Annotated in this window: 11 protein-coding genes; 7 read left to right on the forward strand and 4 right to left on the reverse strand. The window is 69.2% G+C overall.

Annotated elements, in window-relative coordinates; translation table 11 throughout:
• Positions 1 to 68: 68 nt before the first annotated feature.
• Positions 69 to 788, reverse strand: a complete 720-nt coding sequence (locus QM806_RS10720; RefSeq protein ID WP_133985921.1) for a DapH/DapD/GlmU-related protein — start codon at positions 786 to 788, stop codon at positions 69 to 71.
• 104 nt (positions 789 to 892) lie between these two features.
• Here QM806_RS10720 and QM806_RS10725 point away from each other — a divergent pair, with 104 nt between their 5' ends.
• Positions 893 to 1,993, forward strand: a complete 1,101-nt coding sequence (locus QM806_RS10725; RefSeq protein WP_005571174.1) for a DegT/DnrJ/EryC1/StrS family aminotransferase — start codon at positions 893 to 895, stop codon at positions 1,991 to 1,993.
• The gene (locus QM806_RS10730) at positions 1,993 to 2,958 is read left to right on the forward strand and encodes a Gfo/Idh/MocA family protein (protein ID WP_133985922.1); all 966 of its coding nucleotides are present in this window, start codon (positions 1,993 to 1,995) and stop codon (positions 2,956 to 2,958) included. Before QM806_RS10725 ends, QM806_RS10730 begins: the two co-directional genes overlap by 1 nt.
• Here QM806_RS10730 and QM806_RS10735 read toward each other — a convergent pair.
• The gene (locus QM806_RS10735; RefSeq protein WP_169693801.1) at positions 2,948 to 3,904 is read right to left on the reverse strand and encodes an NAD(P)/FAD-dependent oxidoreductase; all 957 of its coding nucleotides are present in this window, start codon (positions 3,902 to 3,904) and stop codon (positions 2,948 to 2,950) included. The genes QM806_RS10730 and QM806_RS10735 overlap by 11 nt on opposite strands.
• 86 nt (positions 3,905 to 3,990) lie before the next feature.
• Here QM806_RS10735 and QM806_RS10740 point away from each other — a divergent pair, with 86 nt between their 5' ends.
• Positions 3,991 to 4,611 carry a helix-turn-helix domain-containing protein gene (locus tag QM806_RS10740; protein WP_005253247.1) on the forward strand — a complete coding sequence of 207 codons (621 nt, stop codon included), beginning with the start codon at positions 3,991 to 3,993 and terminating at the stop codon, positions 4,609 to 4,611.
• Positions 4,612 to 4,672: 61 nt separating this feature from the next.
• Positions 4,673 to 5,524: an SGNH/GDSL hydrolase family protein gene (locus tag QM806_RS10745; RefSeq protein WP_005571168.1), complete on the forward strand. Its 852-nt coding sequence runs from the start codon at positions 4,673 to 4,675 to the stop codon at positions 5,522 to 5,524.
• Here QM806_RS10745 and QM806_RS10750 read toward each other — a convergent pair.
• The gene (locus QM806_RS10750) at positions 5,496 to 7,679 is read right to left on the reverse strand and encodes a glycosyltransferase family protein (protein ID WP_169693800.1); all 2,184 of its coding nucleotides are present in this window, start codon (positions 7,677 to 7,679) and stop codon (positions 5,496 to 5,498) included. The genes QM806_RS10745 and QM806_RS10750 overlap by 29 nt on opposite strands.
• Positions 7,680 to 7,761: 82 nt before the next feature.
• Here QM806_RS10750 and QM806_RS10755 point away from each other — a divergent pair, with 82 nt between their 5' ends.
• The 3 genes from QM806_RS10755 to QM806_RS10765 all read left to right on the forward strand — a co-directional run bounded on the left by QM806_RS10755 (position 7,762) and on the right by QM806_RS10765 (position 12,056).
• A complete protein-coding gene (locus QM806_RS10755; RefSeq protein ID WP_005253252.1) occupies positions 7,762 to 8,565 on the forward strand; it encodes a glycosyltransferase in 804 nt (267 codons plus the stop codon).
• 81 nt (positions 8,566 to 8,646) lie between these two features.
• On the forward strand, positions 8,647 to 10,536 hold the full coding sequence (locus tag QM806_RS10760) for a glycosyltransferase (RefSeq protein WP_054248769.1): 1,890 nt from the start codon (positions 8,647 to 8,649) through the stop codon (positions 10,534 to 10,536).
• Positions 10,533 to 12,056 (forward strand): glycosyltransferase family 39 protein, encoded by a 1,524-nt coding sequence (locus QM806_RS10765; RefSeq protein WP_283291337.1) that lies wholly within the window; start codon positions 10,533 to 10,535, stop codon positions 12,054 to 12,056. Before QM806_RS10760 ends, QM806_RS10765 begins: the two co-directional genes overlap by 4 nt.
• On the opposite strand, the gene QM806_RS10770 is transcribed toward QM806_RS10765, so the two are convergent.
• Complete coding sequence (locus QM806_RS10770; protein ID WP_054248767.1) at positions 12,028 to 12,903, reverse strand: class I SAM-dependent methyltransferase; 876 nt, start codon at positions 12,901 to 12,903, stop codon at positions 12,028 to 12,030. The two genes, QM806_RS10765 and QM806_RS10770, sit on opposite strands and share 29 nt — an antisense overlap.
• Positions 12,904 to 12,942 lie beyond the last annotated feature (39 nt).

Genomic DNA, 12,942 nt, shown 5'->3' on the forward strand with positions numbered 1-12,942 from the left:
CCCTCACCGGCAGTGCGCTGCGGCAGTGCAGCGTTCGTTTCCGACGATAGCAATCGGAGGGCGCCGGATCAGGAAACGAGCGGTTTCACCGCCAGCTCCCGCCACCAGGCGAACGCGTCGGCGAGCGAGTTCGGGAGTTCCGCGTCGGTGTCGAGCCGCCCCGAGGCATACACCGTCGCCACCGCCGCGATGTCCCGGTCCGCGATCCCGGCGCGGCTCATGCCCACCCGGTTGGTGCCGCGCAGGGCGGCGGGATTGCCGAACACCGTGGCGAACGGCGGAATGTCCTTGGCGACGACCGATCCCATTCCGACCATCGCCCGCGCACCGATCACCCGCCGCTGATGCACCACCGCGCTCATACCGAGGTTGACGCCGTCGCCGAGAGTCACGTGACCGCCGAGGGTGCTGGACGGCGAGAGGACGCAGTCGTCGCCGATCCGGACGTCGTGCTCGACGGACGTGTGGTTCATGACGAATCCGCCGCGCCCGATGGTCGTCGGCCGCTCGGCCCCCTGCTGGACGGCGCTCATCTCGCGGATCACGGTGCCCGCGCCGATCACGACACCCTGATGTGGACTGATCTCCGTCCACGTGCGGGGATGCGTCTTTCCTATCCACTCCGGCGGCGCCCCGAGCGTCGCGTGGGCGCCGATCCAGCAGTCGTCGCCGATGTCGAGCGGACCGGTGAGGACGGCATACGGTCCGATGCTCACCCGGTCCCCGATCGTGACGCCGTCGCCTATCACGACGGTCGGGTGGATCTCGCAGTTTTCACCGATGGTCATGAAAGTTGGCGATTCCTTCCAGGAGCCGTGCAGACCGTGGGAACCTTCAAGAGGGTGCAATCTGTGAAGACGGTGTGAACGCACGTCAATCTATCGGAGGAACCGTGATCGCGATCTCGAGTATCTCTTTCGGAGAGGACGTCGAGCGCGAGGTTCTCGACACCCTGCGATCAGGGATGGTCGCGCAGGGACCGAAGGTCGCGAGGTTCGAGGACGGGTTCGCCGAACTCGTCGGCACCCGGCACGCCGTGGCCGTCAACAGCGGCACCACCGCGCTGATCGCGGCGCTGCGGGTGCTGGACCTCCAACCGGGCGACGAGGTGCTCACCACCCCGTTCACGTTCGTGGCCACGCTCAACGCGATTCTCGACTCCGGCGCGACGGCCCGGTTCGCCGACATCGGGGCTGCCGATTTCGCACTCGACGCCGACATCGTGTCGCAGTGCGTGAACGAGCGCACCCGGGTGCTGATGCCGGTGCATCTGTACGGGCAGACCGCGGACATGGGTGCGCTGATGCCGTTGGCCGAGACCCGGGGACTCGCCGTCGTCGAGGACGCCGCGCAGGCGCACGGTGCCACGTTCGACGGCAAGGGTGCGGGCAGTTTCGGGCTCGGCTGCTTCTCGTTCTACGCCACCAAGAATCTCACCACCGCCGAGGGCGGCATGGTCACGACGGACGACGACGCGGTGGCCGACCGGTTGCGGGTGCTGCGGAATCAGGGCATGCGACGCCGCTACGAGTACGAGATGGCGGGCCAGAACTTCCGGATGACGGATCTGCAGGCCAGTCTCGGGTTGCCGCAACTGGGTTCCTATCTACAGCAGGTGGAGTCGCGCCGGCGCAACGCCGAGGCGCTGCGGACCGGTCTGAAGGACGTCGAAGGTCTCGTTCTGCCTTCGGAACTCGCGGGCCGCGGACACGTGTGGCACCAGTTCACCGTGATCCTCGCACCCGATGCGCCGATCGACCGCGACACCCTCGCGCAGCGTCTGGGAGATCGGGGGGTCGGCAGCGGTGTCTACTACCCGAGAACCGTCTACGACTACGACTGCTACCGCGAGCATCCCCGGGTGATCATCTCGCCCACGCCGGTCGCGACGTCCGTGGCCCGCCGGTGCCTGAGCATTCCCGTCCACGCCGCGCTCTCCACCGACGACGTCGACCGGATCGTCGCCGCGGTGCGCGAGGCGATGGAGGCATGATGACGTCCACGCGACCGCGGATCGCGCTCATCGGATCCGGCAGGATGGGTTCGCTGCACGCCCGCGTTCTCGCGCAGTCCTCGCTGTGTGACCTCGCCCTGCTCGTGGAACCGCGGGAGGAACACGGGCGGGAGGTCGCCGCACGGTTCGACACCGAATGGGCTGCGGATTTCGACGAACTGGACGGCATCGACGCCGCCGTCGTCGCGGCGGCGACACCCGCCCACTACGAGTTGGCGGGCCGCGTCCTCGACCTCGGCAAGCCGGTGCTCGTCGAAAAGCCGCTCGCCGCAACGTACGAGGAGAGCACGGATCTGGTGAAACGTGCCGCCGCGACGGGTGTCCCGCTGATGTGCGGCCTGCTCGAGCGATTCAATCCGGCGGTCCGGACGGCCCGCGAATTCGCCGGTGACGTGTGGCAGGTCAACGGAATCCGGCACTCGCCGTTCGTCTCCCGCATCCCCACCGGCGTCGCGACCGACCTGCTGATCCACGACGTCGACCTCGCGATCGGTTTCGTCGGATCACCACCCGTCGGCGTGAAGGCCGAATTCGGGTACTTCCACGACAGTTCGCGGCGCAACGAGGCCGAGGACTGCGCGGAGGCGGTGCTGCGTTTCGAATCCGGTGCGGTGGCCACCATCTCGGCCAGCCGGGTGAGTCAGCGGAAGGTCCGGCAGCTGTCGCTGCTGGAGCCGGACCGCCTGATCGAGATCGACCTCCTGCGCCGCGACATCACCATCTACCGGCACATCGACGACGACCTGCCCGCCGACCGCGACGGCTACAAGCAGCAGACGGTGATCGAGATCCCCACCCTCCGCTACAGCGACGAACCCCTCGCCGCCCAGCTCGCGCATTACGTCGGACTGATCGGCGGCGAGGGGGAGGCCGAAGCGGAGCGCGACTCGATCCTGCCCGCGCATCGCGTGGTCCACGAGGCGACGGTGTCGGCTACCGGCTGAGCGCTCCGGCGACCGCCAGGCGGGTGTCGTCCATGATGAGATCGGCGTTGATCGCTGCCGCGGCGCTCAGGCCGGCTCCGGCGGCGACGATCACCTGCGCCTTCGGGTCTGCGACGTTGCCTGCCACCCACACCCCCGGAACCGCGGTGGCGCCGGTCGCGTCGGCGGCGACGGCGGTGCCGATCACGTGTCCGGCCATCTCCATCTCGGTGGTGTCCAGGCCGAGGCTCGTAAGGAAGTCGGCGCGGGCCCTGAACACGGGCGGGACCACCACGGCGGTGAGGGAGAAGACCTGACCCGTGCGCAGCCGGACACCGGTCAGCCGGTCGTCCTGCACCTCGAGCCCGGCCACACCGCCGTCGATCACGGCGATACCGCGTGCGGCGAGCTGCTCGTACTCCTCGCCGGTGGGTTCGTCCGCGTCGTTCAGGAACAGCGTCACGTTCTCGGTCCACTGCCGCCACATCAGCGCCTGGTGCACCGCCAGCGGACTGCCGGCGAGGACGCCGACCGGCTGGTCTCGGACCTCCCAGCCGTGGCAGTACGGGCAGTGCAGGACGTCGCGTCCCCATCGCTCGGCCACCCCGGGGATGTCGGGGAGCACGTCGACGAGGCCGGTGGTCACGAGCAGTCTCCGCGCCCGCACGGCCGCGCCGTCGGCGAGTGTCACCCGGAACTGGCCGTCCCCGATCTTGTCTGCGGACGTGACGGTGCCGGTCACGATCTCGCCGCCGTACCCGGCGACCTCCTCGCGTCCGATGGCCAGTAGTTCGCCGGGAGGGGTGCCCTCTCGGCCGAGATAGTTGTGAATGCGCCCGGCCGGTGCGTTGCGCGGGGCGCCCGCGTCGATCACGAGCACCGAGCGGCGTGCCCGCGACAGGGCCAGTGCCCCGCCGAGTCCGGCCGCGCCGCCACCGACGACCACTACGTCGTAACTGTCTTCCATCGCGTTCTCCTTCGTTCGTCGACCTCGTGACGTCCACTGTCCGGGGAGGCCGCGAAACTGGCAAGCAAGTTTGCCGCTGTGGCAACATGGTGGGTGTGAACGACGTACCCGATCTGGACGGCGTCCTCGACGCCGTGGGACCGCGGCTGAAAGCACTCCGGCAGCAGCGCGGTGCCACCCTCGCCCAGCTTTCCGAGTCCACCGGGATCTCGGTGAGCACCCTGTCGCGGCTCGAGTCCGGCCAGCGGAAACCCACTCTCGAGCTGATGCTCCTGCTGGCCCGCGCCCACCAACTGCCCCTGGACGAACTCGTCGACGCACCCGCCACCGGCGACCCCCGCGTCCATCTGCGACCCCTCGAGCGCAACGGCTCGACGATCATCCCGCTGACGCGCAGGCCCGGCGGGATCCAGGCGTTCAAGCACGTGATCCCACCGGGTGACCCGAACGGCGTCCCGAACCTGCAGGTCCACGAGGGCTACGAATGGCTGTACGTCCTGTCCGGCCGGCTGCGACTGCTGCTCGGCGAACACGACGTGATCCTGACGCCGGGGGAGGTCGCGGAGTTCGACACCCACGTCCCGCACTGGTTCGGCAACCCCGGACCGCAACCGGCGGAGATCCTCAGCCTGTTCGGTCCCCAGGGCGAGCGGGCGCACGTCCGCACGGTCCCGCGGGGAACGGCAGCCGAGCACGACCGTCGGTAGAATTCGTCCGGACCGGTGACGAGCGCTCCCTCCGAGGCGCAGGACGTGATGGGGAGGCCCCGTGCGACGCTGGATTCTCGGTGTTCCCGTAGCGGTCCTGATTCCGCTCCTCGCCGGCTGTTCCACGACTGTGGCACCGCCCGTCGCGCAACCGCAGCCGCAATCACCGCCCGCAGGTGCGACTCTCGTGGGCCTGGGGGATTCGATCCCGGCCGGTGACGGATGCCCCGGCTGCACGCCGTTCGTGGAACTGTTCGGCGATCAGCTGTCCGGCGACGACGCGCTGCCCGTCCAGGTGGCCAACCTGGGTGTCGGAGGCTGGACCAGCACCGACCTGCTCGACTCCCTCGAACCCGGCGAATACGACGCCGACGCCGTCCGCGACGCCGACCTCGTCACCGTCACGATCGGCGCCAACGACTTCTACGCCGAACTCGACGACTACCTGGACGGCGACTGCGGTGGCGACGACGGCCTCGGCTGCTTCGAACCCGTCCTCCCGCAGCTACAGACCACGCTGACGTCCGTGCTCGACCGCATCGCCGAACTGCGGGCCGGTCAGCCGACCGCGGTGCTGGTCACCGGGTACTGGGACGTCTTCCCCGACGGCGACGTGGCCCGCGAGTTGTACGGCCCGCAGTTCCTCCGGGACAGCGCCGTACTGACGTTGCGCGCCAACGACGTCATCTCGGAGGTCGCGGGTGCCGAGGGCGCCACCTACGTCGACCTGTTCAGCACGTTCAAGGGGACGTGGGGCGACGGCGACCCCACGGGACTGCTGGCCGACGACGGCGACCACCCGAACCAGATCGGCCACCAGCTGATCGCCGACGCGTTGTCGTCCGCGTCGGTCGCGGGATCCGGCTCCACCGAGGCGTCGGCGTTCACGTCGTCCGAGTGGTCGCCGCGCTGAGCCTGCGCCGGCGCACCACCGCATCGACGACGGACAAGATCAGCACCACGACCGTCGCTGCGCCGAATGCCGCTACGGACAGGTTCTGCCGCGGCGGCCGGAACGACACGACCAGATCGTGGTCACCCGGCGGCACCGACACCTCGAGCAGACCGTGCCACCCGGCGGTCGCGTCCACCGGCTCGCCGTCGACGGTGGCCGAGTAGCCGGGCCACGCGAGGCGCGCGAACCAGACGGTGCCGCCGCTGCCCGCCACCCGCACGGTCTCCGTCGCCGCGCTCGTGTCGGACGAGAGCACCCGGACGCCGTCGGACGCGAACGCCACGCGTCCGGGCAGGGGCAGCGGCCGGTCCCGCTGCAACACCGTCCGGGAGTCGCCGCGTTCGGTGACGTGCCAGCCGGGTGGGGGCGGTGCCGTCGCGACCTCGGGCACGAGCCCGTGCTCCACGACGAGCGTCGACACCCGGAGGTAGTCGATCAGCGGGATCGGGATGTCCGCGTTCACCGGCTGCCAGAGCGCCCCGTACACCCCGGGGCAGACGGCGCCGCGGTAGTCCATGCACAGGGCTTCCTGGAACTCGGTGAACCCGATACCGGTGTAGGCGTTGATGCTGCCCTCGACGGACGACGCCATGATCTCGTTGCCGAACAGGATCCGGCCGGCGGTGACGTCCTCGTGGGACGTGTCGCCCAGGTCGGCGAGTTGCAGCACGGTGCCCTGGTAGCGGTCGGTCTGCTCGGACAGCACCGATGTACTCGCCGGGTCGACGCGGCTGCCGCGCTCGACGTCGCGGGTCAGGGACCAGACCTGCGCGGCGGCCACCACCACGGTGCCCAGGACGAGGGCGGCGACGAGAGCATTCGGCCCCCGCGTGCGCCAGCCGGTGTACGCGAGCACGCACAGCGCCGCGACGAGCAGCGCGAACAGCGTGTGCCGCAGCGTCAGGGCGGGCGAGGACGAGAACGCCAGGTAGTAACCCAGCGCGATCAGCACCGCCGACGCCGTCGCCCGGTGACGCACCCGGTCGCGCGCGATCCCCAGCGACAGCGCGAGCGCCAGGCCGATCACCACGCACAGGTACAGGTATTCGACGAGCCGGATCGGCCACCGGAACATCCCGACGTTCGACGGTCCGAACGTGAAGAGGAAGTAGACGACCGCGATCACGGCCAGGCTGATCAGTGGTCGCCCGTGCGCGCGACGGAACTCCGCGGACGCGAACAGTGCGCGGATCCGTCCCCACGGAAGCCATGGCAGCACCGGCAGCACGAACCACGCGAGGTACAGCGACGGGATCACCTCGACGGGGCCCCCGAACGTCATGATCACGGGGAGATACGACGGGCTGCTCATTCCCGCGAGGCCGCCGATCTGCGGTTGCAGGAACGTGTCGTTGAAGATGCCGGTGCTGCCGGCGCGGGTGGTGACGTCGACACTGAGGAACAGCGGCAGGTACGTCACCAGCGCGGCGGTGCCCGCGCACGCGCCGGTGACGACGAGCACGAGCAACCGGAAGAACTGCCGCTCGACCAGCAGGCCGATCCCGATGCCGAGGAGTACGACGACGGCGCCGAGCGCGGCGTACGGGTTGCCCATGCTCACTGTCAGCGCACCGATCACGAAGGTGACCAGCGGGTTCGTGCGACCGCGGGAGAGGCGGAGCGCCGACCACCAGAACAGCGTCACCCACGCGACGGCCATCATCCCGGACGGCCAGCCCGCCGCCTCGTAGAACAGGGTGAAACCGCTGAACGGAATGGTCAGTCCGGCGAGGATCGCGGGACCGCGGCGGGCGCCGTATTCGCGGCACAGCAGATACGTCGCGAGGGCGAACAGCGCAAGGAACTCGGCCATGATCACGAACGCCGCGACGGACAGGTTCTCGAACTTCGCGGCCAGGACGTAGTTGGCCAGGTTGACCGGGTTGTACAGACCGTACGCGGCCTCGCCCGCGTAGTTTCCGCCGATCCAGGCGTCGGGATTGACGGTGAGCCACCGCCCGGCCAGGAGTTCCGTGCCGATCCGGTGCCAGGACGGCACGAACGATTCCAGCATGTCGCCGCCGTAGTAGAAGCGGTCGTACACGATCCGCGGAATCGTCGCGACGGCCACGGCAGCCACCGCGACTGCCAGTGCCACCAACCACTCGGGCATGCGGTGTATCGATCGGGTGAACGTCGAAGACACGGACGCGGAGGGTGCCACGGACTCCGAGCCTACGAGTTAGGCTGCGCCCGTGCGCCTTTTCGGTTGTTCCCACGACCAGAAAGGCGCACGTGCGCCGAAGGCGCTGTCGGTCGTCGTCCCGGCCTACAATTCCGCCGCCGTCATCGAGCAGACCGTCCACCGGGTCGCCGAACGACTGGCCGGCCACGACGTCGAGATCATCGTTGTGGAGAACGGATCCACCGACGACACCGTGGACATCTGCACCCGCCTCGCCGCGGACTGGACGCCCGGACGTGTGTCGCTCACCGTCCTGCGGAGTGAGAAGGGCATGGGCAACGCGTTGCGGACCGGAGCGGAGGCGAGTCGCGGCGCGCACGTGCTGCTGACGGCGGACGACCTGCCGTTCGGGTTCGACGACCTCGACGGCGCCGAGAAACTCGCCGCCGGCCACGACGGCCGGCTGCCCGAAGTCGTGATCGGTTCCAAGGCCCACCCCGACTCGCAGGTGCGGCGCGGCGCCCTCCGGGGCACCCTGACGTGGGGTTTCGCGGCGTTGCGTCGGGTGGTCCTCGGGATGCGCACCGGCGACCCCCAGGGCACCGTCCTGATGGACGGCGACCTGATGCGGGGACTGGTTCCCGACCTCGTCGAACCCGGATTCCTGTTCACCACCGAACTCGTCTACCTCGCGGAGCGGGCGGGCATCGTGCCGGTCGAGGTCCCGGTGCGTCTGAGCGACGACCACGACAGCCACGAAACCCGCATATCCAGGGCAGATGTGCTCGCGATGGGGGTGGGGCTGTTCCGGCTGCGGGCCCGTCACCGGGACGGAGGTCGCCTCGCATGGTCGGGGAGCGGGTCGCGAGGTTGATACCCTGCGAACCGAGAAGAGGATCGTGCTGTCGCCGTGGCGCGGTCCAGCCCACCTCTCGCGGGGAACAGTAGGAGCACTATGAACGAGTCTGCGTCGGTAGCACCTGTGGACGGGAGCACGGCCGCGGTACGGAGTGCTCTCACCGAGCATCGCGCACCCGACCGCCTCGTGGTGGCGCGAGGTCTCTTCACGGGACCGACCACCCGGGTCAAGGACGACCTGTACGCCAGGATCGTCAAGGGCCGTGCCCACCGCGAGCGCCACGTCGTGCACCTCGAGAAGGGTGCGACGGTCGACACCGACACCTACTTCGGCCGGTTCGCGGCCAGCTACTACCAGCGCTGGACCACGGTCACCGACGTGACCGTCGGGTTCCACCACGAGGCCGGCGGACGTGCCGTGGTGGCGCTGCGCGGCTCCGATTCGGGCGGAAACTCGCGCATCCTCGCGACGACGGAGATCGACGGCTCGGGCACGGCGACGCTGTCGGCGAAGCTGGACGCCTACCTCGACGGCGGCTCCCTGTGGGTGGAGTTCACCGCCGTCGACGGCCCCCTCGCGGTGAGCGAACTGGAGTGGACCGTCGCCGCGCCGTCGGTGATCCGGCCCGCCGCGATCGCGATCTGCACGTTCAACCGCGCCGACGACTGCGCCGAGACCGTCGCCGCCATCGCGAACGACTCGACGATGGCGTCCGGCATCGACGCCGTGTACGTGGTCGACCAGGGCAGCGACCACGTGTCGGACCGGGAGAAGTTCACCGAGGTCGCCGAGATCCTGGGCGACAAGCTCGTCTACCTGCGGCAGCCGAACCTCGGCGGGGCCGGCGGATTCACCCGCGGCATGTACGAGGTCTCGGGCATCAACGAGCACGCCAACCTGATTCTGATGGACGACGACATCCTGTGCGAGCCGGAGTCGATCCTGCGGATGAACGCATTCGCCAACGTCACCACCGAGCCGACGCTCGTCGGCGCGCAGATGCTGTACCTGATGAACCCGGAACACCTGCACGTCAGCGCAGAGGAAGCGGACCTGTCGAAGCTGAAGGCGGGCCGCTGGGCGGCCGGGTCGCGGCACGACATCAACCTGATCAAGAAGAAGCAGCACAAGCGCGTCGACGCCGGCTACAACGCGTGGTGGTCGTGTCTGATCCCCGCCGAGGTGGTCGCGCAGATCGGGCTCCCGCTGCCGATGTTCTTCCAGTGGGACGACATCGAGTACGGCATCCGCGCCCGCGCCGCCGGATTCGTCACGGTCACCCTGCCCAACGCCGGTGTGTGGCACGCGGACTTCCACTGGAAGGACCGCGACGACTGGGCCAAGTACTTCAGCATCCGCAACTCGCTGATCGCCGCCGCGCTGCACAGTGACTTCGACGCCAAGTCGCTGAGCAAGATGATGACGCGGGAGGTCACCCAGTACCTCGTGTCGATGCAGTACGGGTTGGCGTACACCATGATTCGCGGGATCGAGGACTTCCTCGAGGGCCCGAAGGTGCTCGAGGACGGCGGTCAGGCCGTGCTGGCGTCGATCCGCGAGGAGCGCAAGCGGTTCCCCGAAACCGTCAAGCATCCCGCGTCGAACATTCCCGGGGTCCGCAACTCCGATCTCGTCACCCGGTACGCCGGTTTCGAGCCCGACAAGAGCAAGCTCGACCTCGTCCTCGCCAAGCGGGCCGCGAACCAGTGGCTCGGCCGCACCCAGCACGGTGTCGCGAGTATCCCTGTGGCGGAGGCGCACTGGTGGCACGTGTCGCTGTTCGACACCGCCGTCATCACCGACGCCTCCCAGTCCGGGGTGCGGGTGCGCCGCCGCGACAAGGAGACGGCCCGGGAGCTCACGGCCCGGACCGCGAAGCTGATGAAACGGTTCCGCGAGGATGCGGCGTCCACGCAGCGCCAGTACCGGGACGCGTTGCCGCAGCTCACCAGCCGGGAGAACTGGGCTCGCCTCTACGGTCAGTGACGTCGGCCGGACCGTTGCGGGCACGCGATGTTCGCGGGCTGCTCCGGGATTCGTTCCTCGTCTTCGCTGTCGGTGTGGTGCTCGGCGCGGCGTGGAGTTGGCGTCCGTCGTTCTGGTACGACGAGGTCGCGACGCTGTACTCGAGTCAGCGGTCCCGGCCCGACCTGTCGAATCTGCTCGGCCACATCGATGCCGTGCACGGGCTGTACTACGTCGGGATGCACTACTGGTTCGCGGCGTTCGGTGCCTCCGAGTTCTCGGCGCGGTTCCCGAGCGCCCTGGCCACTGGCGCGGCGGGCGCAGGCGTGGTGGTGCTCGGTGCGCTGATCTCGACCAGGCGGGTGGCGGTGCTGTCCGGGATCCTGTTCGTGATCCTGCCCAGTGTCACGTGGGCGGCCACGGAGGCGCGCGGGTACGCGGCCACGGCGGCGGCCGCGGTCTGGCTGACCGTGATTCTCCTTGCGGCACTGAGGTTCCGGCGCTGGTGGCTGTGGGCGCTGTACGCCGCAGGCCTGGCGGTGTCGATCGTGTTGTTCGTCTACCTGATCACCCTCGTTCCCGCGCACCTGCTGACGATCCTGCTGCTGCGCGAGGCCCGGCGGTCCTGGCTCGGTTGGACGTCGGGCACGGCCGCGGGGGCGGTGGTCGCGGCGCCGTTCGTGGCACTGGTGCGCCGGGAATCGGTCCAGGTGGCGTGGATCCCGCCGCTCGACGGGCACCTGCCCCGGGCCGTCGCCGAGTACCAGTGGTTCGTCGGCGCACCGTGGTTCGCGGTGCTGTTCGCCGTGCTGGTGGTGGCCGGGTCGGTGGCGCTGGTGCGCGGTCACCGGCTGCCCCCGGTACTGTCCGTCGCGTTGCCGTGGATCGCGGTGCCGATGGCGACGCTGCTCGCGTACTCGCTCCTGCGCAGCCCGGTGTATCTCCCGCGGTACTTCACATTCACGACGCCCGCGGTGGCCCTCGTCGGCGGACTCTGCCTGGCCGCCCTGACCCGGAAGTGGTGGCAGTCCGCCGCGGTGATCGCGGTGTTCGCGGTGGCCGCATCGCCGAGCTACCTCGAACAGCGCGAGCAGTGGGCGAAACCCAGCGGCATGGACTTCAGCACCGTCAACGGTTTCGCCGGGGAACACCTCCGCCCCGGCGACTGCGTGCTGTTCGACAAGCCGGCCTGGAACCCCACGTCGCTGCGGCTCGTGAAGAACGTGCGGCCGGAGGCCTTCGACGGCACTCGCGACATCGGGCTCGGGACCACGGCCGCGAGCCGGGGGTCGCTGTGGGACGACGAACTCGCGGTCCCTGACCTCGCGGGCGCGCTCGACTCGTGCTCCGTGGTCTGGTTCTTCACCGACTACGAACGCGACACCGAGCGCATCATCCGGCACACGTCCAACGAGGTGTGGACGCTGCCGCCGTACCACTTCGAGGACACCGAGGCGTTCGCCGCTCTCGCGCGGTCCGGACTGCGGATCGACGCACGCGCGACGTTCAACGTCACGCAGGCGGTGATGCTGGTGCGGTGATCCGCACGACCACCTGCTCGTGGTTCGCGGTGTAGCTCAGGTACTCGAAGCCGACGCCGGTGCGGTCGACGAACTCCGTCCAGGCCCGGTACTCGTGCTCCTGCCAGCCCGGGAAGTTGAAGAACTCGTCGAACACGATCACCGTGCCCGCGACCACCCGCCGTTCGAGCCGGTCGAGCACCGACTTCGTGGACGAGTACAGGTCGGCGTCGAGATGCACGAACGACACCGGTCCCGGGTGTTCCTCGAGGAAGCCCGCCAGCGTGTCCTCGAACAGTCCGGGCACCAGCTGCGCGCCCCGCACGTGCGGCAGTTTCTGCTGCGCGAACTCCCCGGCCGGGAATCCGGTGCGCCAGGTCTGCGGCAGACCGGAGAACACGTCGAACCCGAACACCTCGTGCTCGGCGTCCTTCAACTGTTCGACGATGATCCGGAGCGTGGTGCCCGACGCCACCCCGAACTCGAGGGCCAGCCCCTCGACCTCCACCTGCGACAGTCCGTAGCGCAGTGTGTCCTGCGGATTCCAGAACACGGGCGCCTTCGGCATGTGCTCGAGCACGAACGCCGCGGCCTCGTTCGTGGCCCGCACGTCCAGCGCCTGCGTGATGTCGCGGCGGGCCTGCTGCTCGAGTTCGCCGAGCCGCTGCTGGACGTCGGAGATCTCCATGCGGGCATCGGACAGCTCGGACAGCACCCGGGCGAGTTCCTGGTTGGTCGCGCTCAGCTCGGCCAGGGTCTGGTCGTGCTGGTTCTCGGTGAGTTCGCGGGACCGCCGATCCGATTCGGCCACCACCTCGGACATGGCACGTTGAAGCTTGAGACGGGCCTTTCTCCGAAGATCGAACATATACCCATGTTGCCAGTCCGCATCCCGGCTCACCGCTCG

Source organism: Rhodococcus sp. IEGM 1351 (genome assembly GCF_030056875.1).
In the GTDB taxonomy this organism is placed as follows: domain Bacteria; phylum Actinomycetota; class Actinomycetes; order Mycobacteriales; family Mycobacteriaceae; genus Rhodococcus_F; species Rhodococcus_F opacus.